This window comes from Aliisedimentitalea sp. MJ-SS2 (assembly GCF_032586155.1).
Classification (GTDB): domain Bacteria; phylum Pseudomonadota; class Alphaproteobacteria; order Rhodobacterales; family Rhodobacteraceae; genus JAWHTC01.
The window spans coordinates 563,425-584,697 of the sequence record NZ_JAWHTC010000001.1 but is presented as its reverse complement, the minus strand read 5'-3'; the positions used below and the strand labels follow the sequence as shown (position 1 = coordinate 584,697).

The following is a 21,273-nucleotide window of genomic DNA, read 5'->3' as shown; positions in this document are numbered from 1 at the left end:
GATGTCTCTCACCGTCACCCCGCTCTATGCCGGGCTTCTGGCTCTTCTCCTGGTCGCGCTCAGTTGGAGAGTGATCCGAGCCCGGCTGGAGGCTAAAGTTTCCGTCGGAGATGGCGGTGACAAAGGCGTGATCAAGGCAATGAGGGCGCAGGCCAACTGCGCCGAGTACGCGCCCATGGGGGTGATCCTTCTGGCTCTCGCGGAATTACAGGGTGCGCCAGGCTGGACCATTCATTTGCTCGGCAGCGCTCTGCTGATCGGGCGTCTGATGCATGCCTATGGCTTTGGCCGTTCACCCCAGATCGTATCGATCCGGCAATTGGGCATGGTGCTGACGTTTTTGATGCTGATCGTCGCGGCACTGGCCAACATCGCGCACGCCATGATCTGATCGTCGATTGCCAAGCCAGATCAAGGAAATACGCGCTGACGAAAAATAAATTTGGCCAAGGGTGCATTTTTCCTCTTGCAGCCCCCGGCCAGATTTCATATCTCCGCGCTACCCAAGGAAGCGGGCGTAGCTCAGGGGTAGAGCATAACCTTGCCAAGGTTAGGGTCGGGCGTTCGAATCGCCTCGCCCGCTCCAATTACCAACTCGGTAGAGATGGCCACCTTCGGGTGGCCTTTCTCTTTTCCAGCTCTTCACATGGCCGCCATGCGCGCACAACACTTTTCATTTCCGCCTCCAGCGGCTAAGTTACTGCTGCAACTATTTACCTGTTAACGACCCGCCCAACGCCAAGGATCCCACTCCATGCGCGCCTATGCCATCGGCGACATTCACGGCCAGCTTCGCAAGCTGCAGCACGCCCATATGCTGATCGAGCAGGACCGTGTCGAGACCGGCGATGACGCAGCCCTAGTGATCCACCTTGGCGACCTGGTCGATCGTGGCGCCAACAGCCGCAAGGTGATCGAGCTCCTGATGCAGGGACAGGCCGAAGGCCAGCCCTGGATCGTGCTCAAGGGCAACCATGACCGGATGATGGCCCTCTACCTGCAGACCCCGTCCGCGCGCGACCATCGCCTGCGCACCGATCTGGAATGGCTGCACCCGCGCATCGGCGGTTTAACTGCATTGGAAAGTTACGGCGTCGACACCACTCTGCCAGCCGATGCCATGCACCGCGCCGCCCGGACCGCCGTCCCACAGGAACATGTCGAATACCTGGAAGACCTCCTGCCCTTCTATCGGATGGAAGGGCTCTTTTTTTGCCACGCAGGCGTGAAACCCGGAGTACCGCTTCAAGAGCAGGTCGAGGATGATCTGATCTGGATTCGAGACGAGTTCCACCAATCACACCTGGACCACGGCGCCCTGATCATTCACGGCCACACCCCGGTCTACTCGGTCAGCCACTACGGTAACCGGGTCGACATCGACACTGGTTCCGCCTTCGGCCATGACCTCAGTACCGTGGTGATCGAGGATGGCCAGGTGTTCCTGCTGACTGACGAGGGCCGTAAAGCGGTGCTGCCTAACCGCGACCAACCTCACAACATGGGTCAGGCGCGGGTTACACCGGCTCCGGCGCCGGGCGAGGCTCTGCCGGCACAACCCGTTCCCCAACCTGTGGCCGCGAAGCCTGCGGGCCAGACCGATCTTGGCCCGGCACCCCAGCTCAAAAACCGCGGGTAAGACTGTAAGTCCGGTGATAAGGCGGCACGCGCCGGGTTGCGTTTTCGATCAGCAAGTTGGTTCTATTGTCGCACGGCAGCCTCAAATCGTGCCGCTATCAAAATGCGTTGAACGTCAGCGTTGTCAGTGACCGTTCGATCCCGTCAATCGTCAGCAGCTTTTCATTGATGAACTTGCCCACATCCGCATCCTTCGGAATGTAAAGCTTCATCAGAAGGTCGTATTCGCCGCTGGTCGAAAACAGCTCGGAATGGATCTCGCGCAGCACGATGTCCTCGGCCACCTTGTAAGTGGTGCCGGGTTTGCAGCGCAGTTGCACGAAGACACAAGTGGTCATGTCAGAGTCCCTTCTTGAACGTGACTGCAAACTTGCATGTCAATGCGCCGGGCACAAGATACCATGCCGCCTACTCCTGCTCGGACGCAGGGTTCTCAACAGGCGCTGCGACCTTGGCCGTCACATCATCCAAAACCATCTGGTTGAGCGCGCACCAGACCGGGTAATTGGCCCAGGCCGCATGGTTGCGGATCGCTGTATCCAGCGCCCGCACATTCCAGAACGGGCTGGTGCCCGGTGAAACGCTGAGCGCCCCTACGTTACCGCGCAGATTCATCGATTGACGCCACTGAATACGCGCCTTGTTGGCCGGCCCGCCGATATTGGGCGCGTTCCTGATTCGCGACCCATCCGCACGATAGCCCGTGTCCCAGTTCGCCACCGTGCCGCCATTGTCCCAATCCTCGCGGGTGCCGCGCAACCAGCCATGAGCAGGCGCGCACCACGAGGCCTCGGGAATTGCTGCATTGGGATAACGTGAGCGGTAGCGTGCCCTTGATCCGACAGCGCCCTCCAGAACGGCGACTTCATGCGAGGTTCCCGCGGCAATTGCATCGGGGAAAAGCGCCGTGCGAGAGGCATAGTTGGGTGTCAGATGCCCGATCGCTGTCACCACTTCGCGTTTGCTCTGGCCTTCGACCTTGCGGGCAAAGGGAAAGATCCGCCCCGTCGCCGTGTCATGTTCCACCGCCCGGTTCTTGACCCGCAAAGTCCCCCAGTTTGCCGCCGAGGTCAGTGACACCATCACCGGACGCTGATCGACCGGGTATAGCCGGTACCATTCGGCCAGCTTTCTGTGTTCCTCCGGGCTGCAGTCAGAAGTTTGAGTTTCAGGGTTCCAGCAGGTCAGGCGATTTTCATTTTCTTTGAACCCTACTCGGGCGCGCTCGGCCTGTTGAATCTCAACCCAATTGGTGGCCTCAGCCGCCGGATTGAGCAGCACCACCAAATCCCCAACCAGCGGCTTCAAACGCCCCCCGCGCGGATGATTTCTGACCCGTTGGATGGCCTCTTCTTTCAACATGGTGGCCAACATGTTGCCACCCATGGAATGGCCGAAAATCAGGAGCTTGTCAGCCTTCGTATCCCCCTGACGTAACCGCAGCGGTGTCTTGATCTTGTCTAGAACGCCCCTGAGCGGCGAAGCCACATCACCGGCGGGCGGCACCTGGCAGCTTCGGCGCCCATCCCCAAGTCGGCAGCTCACATCCCAACGGTTCCAGAAGGTCAGCGCCGGCAACAGACCTGCGATCCCCGTCGGCGCGCCCTGATCAGGTTTGAGATCACTATCGCCTTCCTTCACCAACTGACCGTTCCAGCCGATGAACACTCCGGTCACGGCGGCGTTGCAGTATGTCCCTTCGACGATGCAGCGTGTGTTCAGCGCGGCGCGTGAATAGGCCAGCAATCTGCGGAACTTGACCACGTCCCCGTCGCGCAGCTGCGCGTTGTGGCGCCAGCCATGGACGAAGGCCACCACGTAATTCTGCACCCCCGCCCGGTCCTGCCGCCGCAGATGCGCCACCAGCGCGTCCATCTGCCGGTCTAGGTACTGTACGCCCTCGTCGTTCAACTCGACAAAGGCCAGGTCGTATTCATCGCCGCGCTTCAGGTCTGCACCGTTAACCTCGGCCAGGGCGGGCCAGTTTTCGTCCGGCATCGCCATTTTGACCGAAACCACCTTGGACGCCTCTCCCGTGACCTCGGCCTCGGCCAGCGCCTCGGCGGTGGCTCGCTCAAACTCCGCACGCGACTTGCGGGCCTCACTTGCACCCGGCAGCAGGTGATTCTGCAACGGGCAGCGGTGATGGTGTTCGGGCTTCGTGATCTCACGGTTGCTTGCACCCAGATCGTGTGGCTTGGCGCAAATCTCCTCGCTCATGAACGCTTTGCGGAACGGCCCTTCCGGCTTCGTGCACCCTATCAGCGTCAACAAAACAACGCCCAATCCACCCAAATGCGTCACCCTCAAACCCATGTTCGAAATTCCCCAAAAAAGTGTAATTCGCACAGCCTACGCCCGAATCGCGGCAATTCAAAATGTCACGCTGACGGGCGCATTTCGCCCCACCCTGCCCTGCCCGCTTGGAACCTCGACACACCCGCCCTATAAGGTGCGCGCAACACGGCCAAAGAGGTGCCCCATGCGCAGCGCAAAAGTGACCCGCAGGACCGCGGAAACCGACATCAGCGTCGAGATCAATCTCGACGGAACCGGAGCCTATGACAATGAAACCGGTGTCGGGTTTTTCGATCACATGCTGGACCAGCTGGCGCGCCATTCTCTGATCGACATGACGGTGCGCTGCTTGGGCGACCTGCATATCGACGATCACCACACGGTCGAGGATGTGGGCATCGCCATCGGCCAGGCCCTGACCCAGGCAATGGGCGACAAGAAAGGCATCGTGCGCTACGGCTCTTGCCACCTGCCGATGGATGACGCCCAGGTGCGCGCCGCGCTCGACCTGTCGGGCCGCCCCTACCTGATCTGGAACGTGGATCTCCCCACGCCAAAAATCGGCACGTTCGACACCGAACTGGTGCGCGAATTCTTCCAGGCGTTCAGCACTCATGGCGGCATCACGCTGCATGTCGACCAACTGCACGGTTTCAACTCGCACCACATCGCTGAGGCAGCCTTCAAGGCCGTCGCCCGCGCCCTGCGCGACGCGCTGGAAACCGATCCGCGCAAGGCCGATTCGATCCCCTCGACCAAGGGGGCGCTGTAACGCCCATGGTCACGGCAATTGTAGATTACGAGAGCGGCAACCTGCACTCGGCCGAAAAGGCATTCCAGCGCATGGCGCGTGAAACCGGCGCGGGCGACGTTATCGTTACATCTGACCCTGACGTGATCCGCGCCGCCGAGCGTGTCGTCCTGCCCGGCGATGGTGCCTTCCCGGCCTGTCGTGCGGCCTTGTTTGATCATCGCGGCGTGTTCGAGGCGATAGAAGAGTCCGTGATCAAACAGGCAAAACCCTTCATGGGCATCTGCATCGGCATGCAGATGATGGCGACCCGTGGGTTGGAATATACCGAAACCCCCGGTTTTGATTGGATTGGTGGCGAGGTGGTGCATATCACCCCGTCGGACGCATCGCTGAAAGTCCCACATATGGGTTGGAACGATCTGGTCCTCGACCACGCCCACCCGGTCTTTGACGGGATCGAGACGGGCAACCACGCCTATTTCGTACATTCCTACCATTTCCGCGTCGCGGACTCGGCGCACCTCTTGGCGCATGCGGACTACGGTGGGGCAATCACTGCCATCGTCGGACGCGACAACATGGTCGGAACCCAGTTCCACCCGGAAAAAAGCGCAGCCACCGGATTGCGGATGATCGCCAACTTCCTGAACTGGCGGCCCTGATTAATCGAGTTTTGTCCAGACTTGGCTTTGACAGATCACGCCCAGACAGCCGCGCACGGTCATTGATCGGCCGGACACACGAAATGTGCCTTTGACGTTTTTGCCCACCGCGCTGACATACATCAATCCGGAGTATTCGCCGCCACCGACGGGCTGCAGCCCCCAGATCACGCGTTTGCCGACATTGCGGGTGCGCACCGCTTTTCCGTTTCGGTCATAGGCGCTCAGAACCTTGCCGCATAAAGCTTGACCGCAGGGGGCAAGACGGACATGCCCCACCTGACCCTTGCCGTCCGGCCCGGTCAGCCACACACCCGTTGCTTTGTCTGCAACGGCAGGAACCGCGAACACCGTTAAAAGAAATACCAGCAGAAGCCGCATTTTCGACACCCTCCGCTCGTTGCTCCCTAAACGGGAAGCGCGCGCCTGGGCCTTATGCCCGGACACACTTAAATGTAAGGCATCCTACGCGTGTTTCAACTCGCGGGCCTGCATCTCGACAGGCTCGGCGAACAGTTGCCGGTGGCTCAGTTGACCCGCTTCCAGGTCTGACTGGAACACAGCAGCCCGCCCGCGACACAGCCCTTCAGCTTCAGCTTGTTGCCGCTGACCGTCATTTTGCCGATGTAAATCTTGTCATTCGACGGGCGCCACACCTTGCCGTTGTAGCTGCCATCGCCATTGGGCTTCATTGAGCGCACCAACTGCTTGCCCTTGTTAGGCGAATTGTATTCGCCACCCGAATTGAATGTTCGCGCGATGGTCCCGCAAACATTCGAGCCGCATTTGGTCATGTTGATATGAGCATAGGACCCATCATCGACCTCAGTTTTCCAGGTGCCCACCGCAGGGTCGGCCATAGCCACACCTGCGCTCATGCAAAGCGCCGCTCCAAGAGCCAGAACCTTTTTCATCTCACTAGTCCTCCCTGATTGTCCCAACGATCCTCACCTAACCTCAGTTTTCGATCAAGCCTGACTTGAGGTCACATTGCATTCCGGGCGAACCCGTGCCAAAGGGCGCGCAACATTGACCGAAGGGCTTACCCCATGATCCTCTACCCCGCGATCGACCTCAAGGATGGCCGTGCCGTGCGCCTTGTGCATGGTGAAATGGAGCGCGAAACCGTGTTCAACGAAAACCCTGCCGCCCAGGCGCTGGAGTTTGTCAATGCGGGCTGCGAATGGTTGCACCTTGTCGACCTGAACGGCGCCTTTGCGGGTGAGCCGGTCAATGCCGCCCCGGTCGAAGCGATCCTTGAACAAACCAAGGTCCCTGCCCAGCTTGGTGGCGGCATTCGCGACATGGCCACCATCGAGCGCTGGATCGACAAGGGGTTAGCCCGTGTTATCCTCGGCACCGTGGCTGTCGAAAACCCCGACCTCGTGCGCGAAGCTGCGCGCGAATTCCCCGGCAAAGTCGCCGTCGGCATCGATGCGCGTCACGGGAAAGTTGCTACCAAGGGCTGGGCCGAGGAAACCGACGTCGATGCCACCGACCTCGCCCGCAGCTTCGAGGACGCAGGCGTTGCCGCGATCATCTATACCGACATCATGCGTGATGGCGCCATGCAGGGCCCGAATGTCGACGCCACCGCCGCGCTTGCCAATGCCGTCTCGATCCCGGTCATCGCCTCGGGCGGTGTCAGTTCGCTGTATGACATCATCGCCCTGCGCGACTGCGATGCGCCCCTCAACGGTGCCATCTCGGGGCGCGCGCTCTACGACGGGGCGCTTGACCTGCAAGAGGCGCTAAATGCGCTGCGTAACTGATTGAACGAGGCCAGGATGAACGAAACCTCCATCATGATCCTGCTCCTGGCCCTGCCGCTGGCGGCCGCCTGGGCCGTGAACCGTACAGCCAAGGGCGCCCTGCGCTGGTTGGTAATCCTTCCGCTGGTGATGTTTGTGATCAATCTGGGCCTGACGCTCACTGACCTCACCTGCGAGGGCGGCGGTGATACCCCGTGGACCCAGTGTTCGATCCCCGCTCTCGGGGCGATGTCGAACGGGTTGGTCTCAGTCTATTTCTACAACCTTCTGGCCATCATGGCGATCACCCCGGCGATGCTGATCCTCTCGGGCATCTCCGTCATCATCCGCCGCGAGCGTCACAAGACCTAGCACGCCCCGACGATTGACGGCCCTCGCCTATGCGCCATAATGCGGGCAGTCCTTTTCAAGCCCAAGGCAGCCCGATGCTCAGCGATCTGCTATTGTCTTTCTTTTTCGGCATGCCCGCCATCGTTGCCGTCGTCATCGCCCGTGACCTGAAAAACCTCCTGCCCCGCGCGATGCTTTTTTGGGGTGGCTGGGTGGCGGTGATCTGCGTGGCGCTGGTGATCATCCCGATGCTGGGCTGCGACGGCCACCTGATGAAGGCGCACAAAGCCTGCATCGGCGGCACCGGCATGGCTGCGTTTTTCAACAACCTCAACCCGATCAGCACCCTTGCCGCCAAGCTTTACATCCTCGCCGGCATCCCACTTGCGATCCTCGCCTACCTGATCGAAAGCACGCAGAACCGCCGCGCCGCGTGAACGCGCCACTCTGGTCATTGCCCAACAACCGGTTTCTTGGCATAGAGGCGCCAACCAACCGCTTGGGGCGCTCATATGTTGAAAACCCGTATCATCCCCTGTCTCGACGTCGCCGACGGCCGCGTGGTCAAGGGCGTGAATTTCGTCGATCTCGTCGATGCCGGAGATCCTGTCGAATCCGCCCGCGCCTATGATGCCGCAGGTGCCGATGAGCTTTGCTTTCTCGATATCACCGCAACCCATGAAAACCGCGCCACCATGTTCGACGTGGTTCAGCGCACCGCCGAGCAATGCTACATCCCGCTCACCGTTGGTGGTGGCGTGCGCACACCCGCGGATGTCCGTGCTCTCCTGCTCGCAGGCGCCGACAAGGTCAGTTTCAACTCTGCCGCCGTCGCCAACCCAGACGTCGTGGCCGAGGCCGCCGACCAGTTCGGCAGCCAATGCATCGTCGTCGCCATCGACGCCAAGACCGTGGAAACCGATGCTGACGGCAATGGCATCCGCTGGGAAATCTTTACCCATGGCGGCCGCAAACCTACCGGCATCGACGCGGTCGAATTTGCCAAGACGGTGGTCGAAAAAGGCGCCGGGGAAATCCTGCTCACTTCGATGGACCGAGACGGCACCCGTGCCGGGTTCAATTTGCCTCTGACCCGCACCATTTCCAACGCGGTGAACGTACCGGTGATCGCCTCGGGCGGGGTCGGCACGCTTGACCACCTGGTTGACGGCGTCACCAAAGGCGGCGCCTCGGCTGTGCTGGCCGCCTCGATCTTCCATTTCGGCGATTACACCATCCGCGAGGCCAAGGAACACATGGCCGCCGCGGGCATACCAATGAGGATCGAATGATGACCCTCGAAGAACTTGAACAGATCGTTGCCTCCCGCGCTGCCGCCTCGCCCGATGAAAGCTGGACCGCCAAATTGCTGGCGAAAGGTCCCGAAAAAGTGGCCGAAAAGTTTGGAGAAGAGGCCATCGAGGCCATCATCGAAGCGGTCAAGAGCGACCGAGCCGGCCTCACCTCCGAAGCCGCAGACGTGCTCTTCCACCTGCTCGTGATGCTTAAATCGCGCGGCGTACCCCTCAGCGACGTGATGAGTGAACTCGCCCGTCGTCAACACCAATCCGGCCTTGCCGAAAAGGCCAGACGTCAAAAATAGCTCAGATCAATCCGAGCCGTCGTAGGCGTACGGCACCGGTTCTTCCTGCTGCGCACAACCGGCGGCGACCATTGAAACCGCCGCGAAAACCCATGCCAGAACAAACTTGGTAATCCGCATTCTTTCCTCCCCAGCTTTTGCAGATTGGTTCGAGACTTCCCCCCACTGATAGCATTTTCTGATCGGTTTCACAATTTCGAGGAAATCACGCCCGTGTTGAAGCCACCCATGCGTAGCTCACCAAAAAGCCGCTGATATTCGATCTTGGGGCAGCGGTTCATGATCACGTCCACCCCCCGCGCCCGCGCCACCTCGGCGGCCTCCGCATGTTCCACCCCAATCTGCATCCATATCGTCTGCAACTCTGGAAACGCCTCCAGCGCCTCGTCGACAATCGGGGGCACCGCCTCGGATCGGCGGAAGATATCGACCATGTCGACCTTACCCTCCACCTCACTCAAGCTGGCGCGCACGGTTTCGCCAAACAGAATCTTGCCGGCATGGCCCGGATTTATGGGAACCACCTTGTAGCCTTTCAGCCCCAAATACCGCGCCACGTAATAGCTTGGCCGCACTTCGTTCATGGACACGCCGACCACTGCAATGGTCCTGGTCCGCGACAGCACATCGCGCAGATGCTTGTCAGTATAAGATTCGCTCATACCCCACCCTTACCCGTCCCACTGCACAAAAAAAAGCGCCCGGAGCAAAACCCGGGCGCCAGTCACGGAACGAGGGACAGTGAATGGAAGGGCAGGAGTTCCGTGTCTGCCCTTCGCTACTCTATGTAGAGCTGATTTTGACGATATGAAGGGGTTGTAAAGAACTTGTGAACAGCGGCTTTCAGCCATTCAGAATGCCGGGCCAGTTCTTATCGGCCCGTGCGACGAACCCTTCGATGTCCTGGCTCCAAAGCTCGCGCACCCGCAGGTCATAGTTCAGGTAAAGCTTGCCGCTGTGGATCGTCCATGCGTCGGGGTCGGTCTTGGCAATGTAGCCGTTCGCCATCGCATAAGCGCAATAACCGCCGTATTGCGGCGCATAGGCCGCGGGATCAGCGGCAAACAGATCGCGATTTTCCTCGCTGGAAAATCGCCAGACGGCCCCCATCCAGTCTTGAATAACGGTCTCGTTCCCGGACACATGGGTGCGTTCCGTGAAATATGCCACCGGATCGAAACCGTTGATGGCGATACCGTCGGTGTTAAACACTGACGCGGTGCCCGCGCGGGCCGGGCGCAGGGCCAATCCGGCAATTGGTAATGTCACCGCGGCGGCGGTTGTGAAAATCAGGGAACGTCGTGTCAGCATGGGCACCTCTCCTTGGGTTGTGCCCAAAGAATGGCGGCGGCTTTGCGCCGAGAAAACCTCTTCCACGCGTTTGTGAAGGCCCGTGCGCTTTTGTTTCAGCCCCGCCGTCCCGCCGCATAAAGCGCGATCGCCGCAGCATTCGATACATTGAGCGAGCCGAATTCGCCGGCAAAGCGGATTTTCACCAACTTGTCGCAAGTCTCTCGGGTTTTCTGCCGCAGCCCCGGTCCCTCGGCCCCAAGGACCAGCGCCACCGGCTGTTCCTGCTGCCCCTCAAGCGCCGCTTCGATGCTCTCGTCAACCTCGCCATCCAGCCCTAGCACCAGGTAACCCATCGCCTGCAATTCCTCGATCGCCTGAGCCAGATTGCGCACCCGGAAATACGGCTGGCGCTCCAGCGCTCCGCTGGCGGTCTTGGCCAGCGCCCCGGTTTCCGGCGCCGAATGGTGCCTTGGCGCAATCACTGCCAGCGCTCCGAACACCTCGGCCGAGCGCAGGATCGCGCCGACATTATGCGGATCAGTGACACGGTCCAGCATCACCACCAGCGGCACCCGCCCCGGCACGCCGGCGCAGACATCGCTCATCCGCCCCCAATCCAGCGGTTTCACTTCCAGCGCCGCCCCCTGGTGCACCGATTGCGGGTCAAGCGGCGCGGCAAACCTGCGCGGATCGGACATTTCCGGTTTGATCCCGCCAACAGCAATCGCATCCGCCAGCTTGTCGGCAGCGTTCTTGGTCACCACCAGGCGCAGCTTTTTCCGGGCCGGGTTCATCAACGCATCGCGCACCGCATGCAACCCGAACAGCCACACGGTTTCATCCGCTGCCTTGCGCCGCGCCTTTTCCTTGTCGATCACCCAGCTTGGTTTCTTCATGGCCATCCCGCGCCCCTTTTGATCTAGCGCCAATATCACGAGATTTTCCTGTTGACGACCCCGGGAACCCACAGTAATCACCCCCCTCAGTGGGCGACAGGCCGCAAGGTGTGGCAGGGGACTGTAACTCCCTCGCGGAGACGCACGCCTGGTTCGATTCCAGGGTCGCCCACCACTCAGTCTCCACAAAACCATACCGGACACACCTTCTCTGGATAGTGTTTAACTTTCCGTGAGTTACGAGGGGTAGCGGCAGCAGAGACCTCACATTTCGTCTCTGTTCAAGGCCATTTCTCCGCGATATTGAGAGAAGTCTCAGCGGGGCATTCGCGCGTGAGGTCTTGGGGCAGGCCTGGATGCTCTATTGATGCGGAAAGCCCAGAATCTTGCGCTGTTCATGCCAGTCCGGCGGTAGTTCTCGAAGGCTACGCAACTTCTTTGCTGTAAGATGTTGTGGCTGACGGCCTTCGAGAATGGCCGTTGAGATATCCGGTGCTAGCCAGGCAAGTGGCAGGATGCGACTGACCGATCCACTTCGGAGCCCTTCGCAGTCTTCGATCTGGCGGATGGTGCTGGACGTTCCGTCAAGAAGGTCGGCCGACCACCGTCTCGCATCAGCTACAAGGTTGATAAGGCCCTGATCCGGCTGAGGTGCATCGGGCGGCGCAATGATGATCGGCCTCGCCCGTCCGGTCTGGCGCTTCTGGAACTGGACCTCGAAGGCGGCATGGATCGGTAGCTTCGCTTTCTCAGTTGGCAGTAACGCACCTAGATCCAACCGAACACAAAACTGTCCCTTTGATAAATCAATGCGATCAACCAAGCCGGAGAGATGCTGTTCATCTGGGTGTTCACCCTCATCTGCAATCTGGTTTCTCAGAGAATCCGCCGCCCGGAGGATCTTGGTAATCGAAGACGGATCCAAATCGGCTGCCAATCTGATCTGCCGGGTCAGCCATGACTGATCGTCCAGGTGGTTCTTGAGCCCACGCAGAACCAGCCGCTCAACTTCTCCGGCGGGAAGTCGATCGATACTGTCTTGGTCGTCTGAGCCGGATGGCTTTGACGTGTAATACCAGTACCGCTGCGATTGGGCTGTTCCGCCCGAGCGCGTCGACTTGATGGCGTAGGTCGTGCGCATTGGACGGCCTACGGAATCAAAGAGCAGCCCATCCAGCAGGCGCCGAGCCGACCGTCGGGACGTTGCGATCTTCTTGCCACCGTGGTTTGCAAGCAGTTCCTGCACCTGCTGCCAGGTAGCATCGTCGATGATGGCCTCATGTAACCCATCATAGAGCTCATCCTTATGACGGGTCTTCCCGATGTAGATGGGGTTACGCAGGATGTTGTAGAGCGCACCGCGCGAGAAGGACGTACCACCCGTCCTGCGCCCGTACCGGTCGGTTCGGCGTTTGCTGACGATACCGAGCGCGTCGAGCCTGTCGGACAGTTCGCGTACCGATCCGACCGCCAGATACTCGGCAAATATGGTGCGGATCGCTTCGGCCTCAACCGGGCTAGCAATCAAGGCTTTGTCGTTGACGTCGTACCCCATTGGCACCGCACCCCCCATCCACATCCCCTTACGTTTGGAAGATGCAACCTTGTCCCGGATACGCTCAGCCGTCACCTCGCGCTCGAACTGGGCGAATGACAATAGGACGTTTAAGGTCAGGCGACCCATAGACGATGTCGTATTGAAGGCTTGGGTGACCGACACGAACGACACCCCTGCCCCGTCGAAGAGATCGACCATCTTGGCAAAATCCGTCAGCGACCGGGTCAGGCGGTCCACCTTGTAGACAACGATGACGTCGACACGGCCCGCCTCCACATCGTTGAGCAATTGTGTGAGTCCGGGTCGGTCCATGGATCCGCCGGAGAACCCGCCATCGTCATAGCGATCAGAGAGCTCTGCCCAGCCCTCATGCTTTTGGCTGAGGATATAGGCCGACAGGCTTCCCGCTGCGCATGCAGCGAGTTGAAGTCCTGCTCCAGCCCCTCCTCGGTCGACTTGCGGGTGTAGATGGCGCAGCGTTGGCGGATCATTGCATTGCGACCTCGCGCAAACCAAAGAACTTGGGCCCGTTGCGGTTGGTCCCGGTCATCGCCCTCGCCACCGCCGACAGCGAGGAGTAACTCTGGCCGTTCCAAGTAGCACCGCAATCCGCTGTGATCACCACTTCATGCATCTTCCCGCCCCAGTCCTTCAAGATGCGGGTGCCATCACCAACCGTTGCTGGCACGGCACCCCCGCGGCTTTTCGGGGAACGCGAGTCAATCCGGGCCCGGATGACCCGGCTCCACGCGCGACGCGTTCCGGCCGGTTCACCACCCGAAAGGGCAGCCTGCGCATCCCAAGCCAGCGCCAGCCGCATCAGTCGCGCGGTAAAGGTTTTGGGCGGCGCGGTGCCCTTGGTCTCCTGCCAGATCTGGCGCAGCGTTGCGGCGTCGGCTTCTGCTAGTCGGCAGATGTCGGGGGCGGTCACGGTCGACGTCATTGGCCTTCCCCGGGCATAATACGGTAGCGGGCCACCCTGCCCGACCGGTCAAGCTCGACAGGTACGCCTGACGACCGCAGTCGCGAGATCGCCGCGCGTATCGTATGCGGCTGCCAGCCCAACTGCTTTTGGATCTGCACAACTGTTGCCCCGGTGCGGCGCGCCAAGAGTTTGCGCAGCATTTCGGTCTTGGGCTTGGGAGCTGACCTCGCCGATCTGTGCTTAGCGGGATCGGAAGTAAGGTTCTCTGTGGGTTGATCGGTCATCTAGATCTCCTTCTGGTCGCGGGGCATTCTCGCGCCCCGTACTGACCAATGCCCGGCATTCCGGGCGGGAGACTCAATTCGTTCAACGACGTCAGTGACGCTCACCCTTGCCCGGAAGTCCAGCAGAAGACCGACAACCAACCGACAATCAAACGCGAGGAATGGTGGGCGGCGGCTGCCGCCCGCCTGATCCTCAAATATCGATCCGTTCCGCAATGCTCAGTGCGTCTTCCAACTCAACGCCTAGGTATCGCACCGTACTGTCCACCTTGGTATGGCCAAGCAAGAGCTGAACAGCGCGCAGATTGCCCGTCTTGCGGTAGATCAGCGCCGCCTTGGTGCGCCTCAGAGAATGCGTCCCGTAGCCGCTTGGATCCAGACCAATCGTGGCCACCCAGTCCCGGACCAGACGCGCATACTGCCGGGTTGAGATGTGTGGTCGTTGGTGGAACCGGCTTGGGAACAGGAAGAAACATCCAAGCATCTCGGGGCGACACATCCAATTCCGGATGGAGTCGCGGGTGTTCTCCGACACTTCGAATTGAACCGGCCTTTGCGTCTTGCTTTGGACAACAGTCACGCGTTCGCGAACTCGGTCACCGACAACGAGATCAGTGACTTTGAGACGAACGAGGTCACAACCTCGCAGCTTGCTATCGATCGCAAGATTAAAGAGCGCCAGGTCCCTGAGATTGCCCACAAGTTCCAGCCGGGCGCGGATGGCCCAGACCTGTTTGGCAAGAAGCGGGCGTTTCTGGCCGATCAGTCGGCCTTTGTTCCAGGCCGGACGTTTTGGTTTGAGGGCAGGAAGTTGAATTTTGGACATCGATCGTCCACCATCCGTCCCTCCCGCTCCAGGCATCGACACCGCGTCAACCGACGCATTCTACCAATTGATCAAATGGCTGGTTCCTTCGGTGACCCAGACCTTCACCTCAAACGCAGCGAACGGCCGGAACGAGCCCAAACCAGTCGATTTCTGCTGCGTAGCATCCGTTGCGAAGGGCGGTGAATGGTCATTCGCAACGGGCTAAACATATGGCCAGATTGGCGAACTGGCGGGTCAGCGAGTTGCTACGGGCAATGACGTTTTCCGTGGCAACACAATGTGGTTCCGGCAAAGATTTCCTCCAGAGAACGAATCTAAGTCCCACCTTACCTTTCTGGACTATTCTTCAACCTCTTCATATCCGGTAATCATCGCCTTGATATGAGCTACAGGAGTATGGCCGGTAGTGGCGAAGTAGACATGCACGATGAAGAAGATAACCATCAGGAAAGCTGTCACAAGATGGACAAAGGCCACCGAGGCCAGCGGTATCCAGTCAAGTCCCCAAGCCCCCCACTGCGGATAGTAGAGATAGAACAACCCCGAGATCCAAATCAGCGGATTGATTAGCAACTTGACGAAGAGATACGCCAGCCGCTGTAGCGGATTGTGCTTTTGCAGCTGGGTCTGTCGGAACGGGTGCGGCGCGTGGCTGAAGATGCCGGTCAGGTAATAGCGCAGCATTGCCGCCAGCTTGTCTGTCGTCGGAACATACTGCTTCCATTCACCAGTGGTGAAATGCCAGAAGATGGCAAATACCCATAGTGTGATCAGCGCCCAGGCAGCGGTGGTGTGCACCTCCTGCGCGGTTTCATAGCCAAGCCAACGGTAGGTACCGTGCACCTCGAACCCGGTTACACCCATGGTAGTTATCAGAGCCGCCTGCGACCAATGCCAGAAGCGCTCGAAGCGTTTGAAGATATAAATCCGTTGCATTGATCAGCCCTCCTTGCGGCTCATCCAGTAGCGCAGCGCGCCATGTCCAAGTACACCGGCCAGCGTCAGGGCCGCCACGATCCAGGCAATCGTGTCGAGCATGCCGAACCGGCTAAAGCCCGGAATATAGAGGCCCGGCACGCTGGCCAGACGGCTCTTGGCGCTGTGACAGGCCTCGCATTCAAGAGCATCTTCTTTCGGCGCTGTCATATGGCTGATGGGCCAGGCCATTTCCGTTTCAACAAAACCCAACTCGCCGCTGTACTCCGCTCCGGCGGCTTTCATGCCAGCTTCAACCGCCTTGTCCCAGTCGTAGTTGGTCCAGAACGCGGTGTCGTCTTTGCCGAAAGTATGCACAACAGCAAGAGTCTGGTTGCCCACATCATAGGCCTGTTTGCCGCGCATGACCTTGAACGGCCAGATGCGCGATTTGTCATCACCCGGCTTCCCGCCATAGTCATTGATCTCGACAAGCTCATCCCCGGTCACTTGATCACCGAACAGGGTGTAGTCGACCGTGCCGTCGAACCAACGGTATTCCGGTACAACATGGTCACCCCAGGCAAAATCACCCTTCATGCCGCTGTAGATTTCGAGCCCGTCTTCGTCGTGACGCTTGACTGGCTTGCCTTCTGGCGTGGTTTCACCAGCAGTCGACCAGTCCCACCACATCTTGGTGGGATAACCACCTCTGGCAAAAGCCGGAATATGGCAGGTCTGACAGGCCAGAACGTCAGTGTGGTCGTTGAGCTTGGCATTGGCCGACGCCGAATGCGGTGTCAGACCGTGGCAGGATTCACAGGTCGCCCGGCTACCATCGGTTCGGCCTGGAATGTCGATGCCGGACAAGTCTTTGGCATTCGTTGTATAGCGGCTGCCCTGCACAAGGTGATTGTCGCCGCCGTGGCACTTTGAACAGGTAAAATCGAGCCTGTCCGGGCTCATGTGCACGTCGAGATATTTCCCCGGTTCTAGCAAGGACATATCCAGGTCGCCGTGTTTGACGGCATTGCCACCGCCACCAAGGAAGTGGCAGGTGCCACAGGTCCGCCGCGAGGTGGGGCCGACGTTCTTAGCCACTTCGGCAAGGCTGACCGGTTCGATAAAGCGTCCACTACCACCGGGCCATTCCTTCGGCTCATAGACCGGATGCCCGGCGCCTGCGGGGAATTTTCGGTACTTGCCGGTCTGGTCGTGGCAGACCAGGCAATCGACGTTCTCCTGTGCTGCAAAGTCGAAAGTGTCATCCTTCCAGCCGTAACCGATGTGGCAACTGGTGCAGCGCGGCTCGTTCGAGACGATCGATCCGCAAAAATTGTTGATGACATTGCGCTTACCCAGACGCTCACCCGATGCCGGGTTCACAACGTCCCAGTTCCAGTGCTTGGTTTGGTGAATTTGCGAGGCCGCCTCGGTGTGGCAACTAAGACAAATCTTGGTGACGTCGGGGCCGGTGGCGAACGGGCCTTCCAGCTCCGCAAATTTTGAGTGATCAGCCGTCGAAATCTTACTCTGTGTCACCTCTTGGGCCGTGACACCTGCCGCAGCTCCAATCAGCGCTGTAGCGGCCAGAAGCCAGGCCGCGAATGCGCAGAGCCTAGAAATTGCAATGTTACGTTTCATGTTTCTGTCCTCTTCGCCCTCTCCGTTCGGGTCGGGCCGCGCGGCGTCGATGTCAGCAGCCGCCAAGTTCCTGAATACCTGCCCCCGATTTTGGGGCCCCCGAATTCGCCGGCGGAATGATTTTCGGTGTCGGTTTATTCGGATCGAAGTTGATAAACTGCGCTTGGTCGGCGGCGACATTCTTCATTATCGCCGTCACCTCGGCGCCGAACAGCCGCCCCATTAACGCGGTGTTCAGCATGCCGATGAAAACCTCGCCTTCATCATCCTCGTACACGGTGATGGTACATGGCATCAGGATTGAAAGAATACGCGTCTCACGCGCCTTGATAATCGGTTTCGAATAGTCGGTGCTGCAAGCCTCAACCAACAAGACATTGGGCACTGTCGCCCCTAGCTTGCGGATGGCGTTTGAGGGGCTACGGAGACCGGACAAGGTCCAACCTTTCCCTGTCGCCTCAATATTGTGCTGGATGCGTGCGACGGTCTCTTCCAGCCCATACGGGCTCGGATATTCTTTGACCATAAGGCTTCCGCCATATTGCCAACCAAGACCGGCAAAAAGCACCAGACCGGCAACAAATCCAGTAATGATCTTCAGCATTTCACTCTCCATCAAAGGAACGGATGCTCGCCGCACCCGTCGCGCCGCCTGTATTGCAGCATTGCGGCTTTGTTCTCTCGCTGTATATTAATGATTCAAAATATTCGGGATTTGATATATGACAAAGCAGGCGATGTCTCAGATGACTGGTGCTGAAATGCTACAGCCTATGAGTTCTGCGTCTTTGCCATACCGGCTGGCGGCGATGATCGGTCTAACGCTGATCACCGGTCTACAAGCCGTGGCGGATCCGGCATCGGACAAGGTTCTTCCCTCAGCAGCGCAGAACGCCTTCGCCGAGTATCAGCAGGCCGTTCCCGACCGTGCCTTTGCAATTGCGCCCGGAGGTGCCTGGGGTTGGGCGTCCGACAGCCCAACGATGGAGTTCGCCGAAAAGCACGCCATAAGCTTGTGTCGCCAGCATACCGAACAGCCCTGCCACATCTACGCGGTCAATGACAGGGTCGTTCTTGATCTGGAAGCGTGGAACACCTCGTGGCGGCTTGCGGCTGACCCAGAGGAAACCGCGCCCGACACCGGCGTTCATCGCGGCTCTGTGTTTCCCGATATCGTGTTTCACTCGGCCGAGGGGCGGCAAATCAAGCTTTCCGACCTCCGGGGCAAAACCGTGTTCTTGCATTTTTGGGGGAGCTGGTGCCCGCCCTGCAAAGCGGAACTTCCCGGTATCGCCGCTCTTAGCAAGAGCCTTGCGGATGAAAAGAATGTCCTCTTCATACTTTTGCAAACCCGCGAACCACTGAGCCGTTCTAAACGGTGGTTGACGCAGCAGAATCTCACTTTACCGCTGCACGACTCCGGGCATCAAGATCCTGACGACACCGTTTTCCGTCTAGCCGATGGCAGCGAAATAGAGGACCGCGCTATGGCGCGGGTTTTCCCGACGACATTTGTTCTCAATGGCGATGGGAGGGTCGTGTTTGCCAGTTTCGGACCAGTGGAAAACTGGAAAGCGTATCTCTCATTGATCAGAAATACAGATTAGGGTTCCCAGTACAGATCGCGTTTCCAAGATGTATAAAGAGGCCGTTCAATTCTGATTCCGCTAAATTCTACTTTGGACCGGAAGCCACAGTTGATCAATTGTCTACAGATGGCAGCGACGTCCGCTTGGCCGCCATCAATGGCAAGCGCAGCGAATGGCCGCTCCAAACCCTAGCTTGAGGTGATAAAATTTGGGCTTGTCGCAGATCGTGAGCCAAAGCAAAGTGGCGCAATCACTGACCTCAACGGCTGCAGGCGCATGATCACATTCGATCAAATCGATTTCGTTGGAACCGACCTGCATCGCCCTGAATGTGTGCTATGCACCTCTGACCAGGTTCTACATGTCGCAGATTGGCGCGGGGGCGTGACACTGATCTTTCCGGATGGGAGACAGCATAGCGTGCTGGCGGCCGGGACGTTCAAACCCAAACCCAACGGGATTGCCATTCTGCCTGATGGCGGTTGGTTGCTTGCGCATCTTGGTGAGGATGATGGCGGCGTTTACCGGCTCGATCCGGATGGAACCCTGACACCGGTTCTGCGTGACGTCGGTGGATTGCCGCTGCCGCCAACCAACTACGTGCATGTCGATGGAGACGGGCGCATCTGGGTCACGGTCAGCACACGGCGAAAACCACGCGCTCTTGGGTACCGCGCCGATTGCGACGATGGGTTCGTTGTACTAATAGACGGATTAGACGCACGTATCGTGGCGGACGGGCTTGGCTACACCAACGAATGCCTGATCCACCCGGAAACCGGGCAGCTGTACGTGAACGAAACCTTTGCCCGGCGACTGACGCGTTTTGATCTCGGTAAGAAGGGATCGTCGACGAACAAAACAGTGGTGGCCGAATTCGGGCATGGGACCTATCCGGACGGGCTGACTTTCGATGCGGACGGAGGCATCTGGATCACCTCCATCGTCAGCAACCGGGTCATTCGCGTCGGTCGCGACGGCCAGCAACAGATCATACTGCAGGATGCCGCGCCGGATGCGCTCGAGCGTGTCGAGACAGCCTATCACGCGGGCGAGATGGGACGTCCGCACCTGGCCAAGACCTTCGGCTCAAAGCTCAAGAATATCTCCAGTGCTGCTTTTGGTGGCGACGACCTGAAAACCGTATACTTGGGATGTCTGCTGGGCAGGGAAATCGCCACATTCCGATCCGACATCCCGGGTCTCCGGCCCTATCACTGGGATTGGCTTGCGTCTTCGCGGATCGAAAACTTCAAGGTGCCAACGTGACCGAGCTATTGAAAGTCGGTTGCATCGGGGCCGGGTATTTCAGCCGCTTTCACTATGACGCCTGGTCTCGGGTCGATGGCGTAGTCCTGGCGGCTTCGGTCGACCGGGATATTGCAGCAGCCCGCGCCACGGGTCTGGCCGCCTATGACGATCCGGGCAGGATGCTGGCCGAGGTGATGCCCGATATCGTCGACATCATCACCCCGCCGCCGACCCACTTAGCACTTATCCGTCAGGCGCTTGCCGCTGGCCCAATGCTGGTCATATGTCAGAAACCCTTTTGCCTCGGTATCGAGGAAGCACGCGAGGCAGAGCAACTGTCGCATGAGGCCGGAATTCCCGTCGTGGTGCACGAAAACTTCCGGTTCCAGCCATGGTATCGGGTGATCAAGGCCCAGCTTGAGGCGGGTGCCATCGGCGACGTTCTGCAACTCAGCTTCCGCCTGCGCCCGGGTGACGGCCAGGGCGACCGTGCCTATCTGGACCGCCAACCCTATTTTCAGCAAATGGAGAAATTCCTCATTCACGAGACTGCGGTGCATTGGGTTGACACCTTCCGCTTCCTGATCGGAGAACCTCAGGCGGTCTTTGCCGATCTGCGCAGGATTAATCCCACCATCAAGGGCGAGGATGCCGGATTCATATTGTTTTCTTACAAAAACGGCGCCCGCGCCTTGTTTGATGGCAACCGCTTGCTGGATCACGCGGCCGAGAACGCGCGCTGCACGATGGGCGAGGCGTTGATCGAAGGCACCAAGGGCACGATTGATCTCAGGGGCGACGGTTCGGTGCATCTGCGGTTCTTTGGCGAGCGGGAAAAACGAGAAATTCTGGCACCCAGCACGCATGCAGGGTTCGGCGGTGATTGCGTCTACGAATTGCAGAACCACGTTGCGCGTGCCCTGCTAGATGGGAGCGCATTGGAAAACCTCGCCGGGGACTATCTTCCGGTGATCGAACAGGAAAACGCGATCTATTCCTCGGCTGAGACCGGCAGTTGGATCGACTTATAGA

26 protein-coding genes and 2 tRNA genes are annotated in these 21,273 nt (G+C 59.3%); 14 read left to right on the top strand and 14 right to left on the bottom strand.

What is annotated here, in order from left to right; translation table 11 throughout:
* Position 1 precedes the first annotated feature (1 nt).
* The 3 genes from RXV86_RS02785 (at position 2) to RXV86_RS02775 (ending at position 1,639) form a co-directional block, all read left to right on the top strand.
* Positions 2-391 carry an MAPEG family protein gene (locus RXV86_RS02785; protein ID WP_316297286.1) on the top strand — a complete coding sequence of 130 codons (390 nt, stop codon included), beginning with the start codon at positions 2-4 and terminating at the stop codon, positions 389-391.
* Positions 392-511: 120 nt separating this feature from the next.
* Positions 512-586, top strand: a tRNA-Gly gene (locus RXV86_RS02780).
* A 168-nt stretch (positions 587-754) separates the two neighbouring features.
* Positions 755-1,639 carry a metallophosphoesterase gene (locus RXV86_RS02775; RefSeq protein ID WP_316297284.1) on the top strand — a complete coding sequence of 295 codons (885 nt, stop codon included), beginning with the start codon at positions 755-757 and terminating at the stop codon, positions 1,637-1,639.
* A gap of 97 nt (positions 1,640-1,736) precedes the next feature.
* On the opposite strand, the gene RXV86_RS02770 is transcribed toward RXV86_RS02775, so the two are convergent.
* Positions 1,737-1,976, bottom strand: a complete 240-nt coding sequence (locus RXV86_RS02770; RefSeq protein ID WP_316297282.1) for an Lrp/AsnC ligand binding domain-containing protein — start codon at positions 1,974-1,976, stop codon at positions 1,737-1,739.
* A gap of 70 nt (positions 1,977-2,046) precedes the next feature.
* Complete coding sequence (locus RXV86_RS02765) at positions 2,047-3,858, bottom strand: hypothetical protein (RefSeq protein ID WP_316297280.1); 1,812 nt, start codon at positions 3,856-3,858, stop codon at positions 2,047-2,049.
* 262 nt (positions 3,859-4,120) lie between these two features.
* Between RXV86_RS02765 and hisB the strand changes: the two genes are divergently transcribed.
* Together hisB and hisH are read left to right on the top strand one after the other, a co-directional pair.
* The gene (gene hisB, locus RXV86_RS02760) at positions 4,121-4,708 is read left to right on the top strand and encodes an imidazoleglycerol-phosphate dehydratase HisB (RefSeq protein WP_316297278.1); all 588 of its coding nucleotides are present in this window, start codon (positions 4,121-4,123) and stop codon (positions 4,706-4,708) included.
* A gap of 5 nt (positions 4,709-4,713) precedes the next feature.
* Complete coding sequence (gene hisH / locus RXV86_RS02755) at positions 4,714-5,352, top strand: imidazole glycerol phosphate synthase subunit HisH (protein ID WP_316297276.1); 639 nt, start codon at positions 4,714-4,716, stop codon at positions 5,350-5,352.
* Here hisH and RXV86_RS02750 read toward each other — a convergent pair whose 3' ends face one another.
* Both RXV86_RS02750 and RXV86_RS02745 read right to left on the bottom strand, forming a co-directional pair.
* Entirely contained in the window at positions 5,353-5,733 is a 381-nt protein-coding gene (locus tag RXV86_RS02750) for a DUF2147 domain-containing protein (protein ID WP_316297274.1), read from the bottom strand.
* Between the two features lie 146 nt (positions 5,734-5,879).
* Positions 5,880-6,266 carry a DUF2147 domain-containing protein gene (locus tag RXV86_RS02745; protein ID WP_316297272.1) on the bottom strand — a complete coding sequence of 129 codons (387 nt, stop codon included), beginning with the start codon at positions 6,264-6,266 and terminating at the stop codon, positions 5,880-5,882.
* 135 nt (positions 6,267-6,401) lie between these two features.
* On the opposite strand from RXV86_RS02745, the gene hisA reads away from it, so the two are divergent.
* From hisA to RXV86_RS02720, 5 genes are all read left to right on the top strand, one after another.
* Complete coding sequence (gene hisA, locus RXV86_RS02740; RefSeq protein ID WP_316297270.1) at positions 6,402-7,124, top strand: 1-(5-phosphoribosyl)-5-[(5-phosphoribosylamino)methylideneamino]imidazole-4-carboxamide isomerase; 723 nt, start codon at positions 6,402-6,404, stop codon at positions 7,122-7,124.
* Between the two features lie 15 nt (positions 7,125-7,139).
* Positions 7,140-7,475 (top strand): hypothetical protein, encoded by a 336-nt coding sequence (locus tag RXV86_RS02735; RefSeq protein WP_316297268.1) that lies wholly within the window; start codon positions 7,140-7,142, stop codon positions 7,473-7,475.
* A 74-nt stretch (positions 7,476-7,549) separates the two neighbouring features.
* Positions 7,550-7,891, top strand: coding sequence for a hypothetical protein (locus tag RXV86_RS02730; RefSeq protein ID WP_316297266.1), 342 nt, complete (start codon positions 7,550-7,552; stop codon positions 7,889-7,891).
* Between the two features lie 75 nt (positions 7,892-7,966).
* Positions 7,967-8,746 (top strand): imidazole glycerol phosphate synthase subunit HisF, encoded by a 780-nt coding sequence (gene hisF / locus RXV86_RS02725; RefSeq protein WP_316297264.1) that lies wholly within the window; start codon positions 7,967-7,969, stop codon positions 8,744-8,746.
* Positions 8,746-9,057 carry a phosphoribosyl-ATP diphosphatase gene (locus RXV86_RS02720; protein ID WP_316297262.1) on the top strand — a complete coding sequence of 104 codons (312 nt, stop codon included), beginning with the start codon at positions 8,746-8,748 and terminating at the stop codon, positions 9,055-9,057. Before hisF ends, RXV86_RS02720 begins: the two co-directional genes overlap by 1 nt.
* A gap of 188 nt (positions 9,058-9,245) precedes the next feature.
* Here the strand turns inward: RXV86_RS02720 and RXV86_RS02715 are convergent, their stop codons facing one another.
* From RXV86_RS02715 to rlmB, 3 genes are all read right to left on the bottom strand, one after another.
* On the bottom strand, positions 9,246-9,719 hold the full coding sequence (locus RXV86_RS02715) for a CoA-binding protein (protein WP_316297260.1): 474 nt from the start codon (positions 9,717-9,719) through the stop codon (positions 9,246-9,248).
* Positions 9,720-9,900: 181 nt separating this feature from the next.
* Positions 9,901-10,368: a YHS domain-containing (seleno)protein gene (locus RXV86_RS02710; protein ID WP_316297259.1), complete on the bottom strand. Its 468-nt coding sequence runs from the start codon at positions 10,366-10,368 to the stop codon at positions 9,901-9,903.
* A gap of 95 nt (positions 10,369-10,463) precedes the next feature.
* Positions 10,464-11,246, bottom strand: a complete 783-nt coding sequence (rlmB, locus tag RXV86_RS02705; RefSeq protein WP_316298424.1) for a 23S rRNA (guanosine(2251)-2'-O)-methyltransferase RlmB — start codon at positions 11,244-11,246, stop codon at positions 10,464-10,466.
* Between the two features lie 91 nt (positions 11,247-11,337).
* On the opposite strand from rlmB, the gene RXV86_RS02700 reads away from it, so the two are divergent.
* Positions 11,338-11,421 (top strand) — tRNA-Tyr (locus RXV86_RS02700).
* Positions 11,422-11,607: 186 nt separating this feature from the next.
* Here the strand turns inward: RXV86_RS02700 and RXV86_RS02695 are convergent.
* The 7 genes from RXV86_RS02695 to RXV86_RS02665 all read right to left on the bottom strand — a co-directional run bounded on the left by RXV86_RS02695 (position 11,608) and on the right by RXV86_RS02665 (position 18,005).
* Positions 11,608-13,116 carry a recombinase family protein gene (locus RXV86_RS02695; protein WP_316297257.1) on the bottom strand — a complete coding sequence of 503 codons (1,509 nt, stop codon included), beginning with the start codon at positions 13,114-13,116 and terminating at the stop codon, positions 11,608-11,610.
* Positions 13,117-13,291: 175 nt separating this feature from the next.
* A complete protein-coding gene (locus tag RXV86_RS02690) occupies positions 13,292-13,747 on the bottom strand; it encodes a DUF2924 domain-containing protein (RefSeq protein WP_316297256.1) in 456 nt (151 codons plus the stop codon).
* Complete coding sequence (locus tag RXV86_RS02685) at positions 13,744-14,013, bottom strand: DUF3489 domain-containing protein (RefSeq protein ID WP_316297254.1); 270 nt, start codon at positions 14,011-14,013, stop codon at positions 13,744-13,746. The genes RXV86_RS02690 and RXV86_RS02685 overlap by 4 nt, the downstream gene beginning before the upstream one ends.
* Positions 14,014-14,206: 193 nt before the next feature.
* On the bottom strand, positions 14,207-14,839 hold the full coding sequence (locus RXV86_RS02680; RefSeq protein WP_316297252.1) for a tyrosine-type recombinase/integrase: 633 nt from the start codon (positions 14,837-14,839) through the stop codon (positions 14,207-14,209).
* 342 nt (positions 14,840-15,181) lie between these two features.
* Positions 15,182-15,778: a cytochrome b/b6 domain-containing protein gene (locus RXV86_RS02675; RefSeq protein WP_316297250.1), complete on the bottom strand. Its 597-nt coding sequence runs from the start codon at positions 15,776-15,778 to the stop codon at positions 15,182-15,184.
* Between the two features lie 3 nt (positions 15,779-15,781).
* Positions 15,782-17,401 carry a tetrathionate reductase family octaheme c-type cytochrome gene (locus RXV86_RS02670; RefSeq protein ID WP_316297249.1) on the bottom strand — a complete coding sequence of 540 codons (1,620 nt, stop codon included), beginning with the start codon at positions 17,399-17,401 and terminating at the stop codon, positions 15,782-15,784.
* Positions 17,402-17,453: 52 nt separating this feature from the next.
* Entirely contained in the window at positions 17,454-18,005 is a 552-nt protein-coding gene (locus tag RXV86_RS02665; protein ID WP_316297247.1) for a DUF302 domain-containing protein, read from the bottom strand.
* Between the two features lie 118 nt (positions 18,006-18,123).
* On the opposite strand from RXV86_RS02665, the gene RXV86_RS02660 reads away from it, so the two are divergent.
* The 3 genes from RXV86_RS02660 to RXV86_RS02650 all read left to right on the top strand — a co-directional run bounded on the left by RXV86_RS02660 (position 18,124) and on the right by RXV86_RS02650 (position 21,272).
* Positions 18,124-19,008, top strand: a complete 885-nt coding sequence (locus RXV86_RS02660; protein ID WP_316297245.1) for a redoxin domain-containing protein — start codon at positions 18,124-18,126, stop codon at positions 19,006-19,008.
* A 258-nt stretch (positions 19,009-19,266) separates the two neighbouring features.
* Positions 19,267-20,259, top strand: a complete 993-nt coding sequence (locus RXV86_RS02655) for an SMP-30/gluconolactonase/LRE family protein (protein WP_316297243.1) — start codon at positions 19,267-19,269, stop codon at positions 20,257-20,259.
* A complete protein-coding gene (locus RXV86_RS02650; protein ID WP_316297242.1) occupies positions 20,256-21,272 on the top strand; it encodes a Gfo/Idh/MocA family oxidoreductase in 1,017 nt (338 codons plus the stop codon). The genes RXV86_RS02655 and RXV86_RS02650 overlap by 4 nt, the downstream gene beginning before the upstream one ends.
* The last annotated feature ends 1 nt before the right edge of the window (position 21,273 follow it).